This window comes from Klebsiella scottii (assembly GCF_036561945.1).
In the GTDB taxonomy this organism is placed as follows: domain Bacteria; phylum Pseudomonadota; class Gammaproteobacteria; order Enterobacterales; family Enterobacteriaceae; genus Klebsiella; species Klebsiella scottii.
On the sequence record NZ_JARXNI010000011.1, the window covers coordinates 1 to 316 of the forward strand.

Below are 316 nucleotides of genomic sequence, written 5' to 3' on the forward strand. Positions count from 1 at the left end.
AGCTTAACCTTCGGGAGGGCGCTTACCACTTTGTGATTCATGACTGGGGTGAAGTCGTAACAAGGTAACCGTAGGGGAACCTGCGGTTGGATCACCTCCTTACCTGAAAGAACCTGCCTTTGTAGTGTCCACACAGATTGTCTGATGAATGATAAATTTCAAAATGTACTGTTAAGTGCATTGTGAAATTTTGCTCTTTAAAAATCTGGATCAAGCTGAAAATTGAAACGACACACTGTTTCCTTTCTCCGTAATAAGAAAGGAAAAGCGGTGTGTTCGAGTCTCTCAAATTTTCGCAACGCGGACTGTTTTACGA

General features: G+C 42.4%; 1 rRNA gene. It reads left to right on the forward strand.

The features are described from left to right. Positions 1-102: ribosomal RNA gene (locus QFI97_RS00050) — 16S ribosomal RNA — on the forward strand; the annotation flags it as partial. Positions 103-316 lie beyond the last annotated feature (214 nt).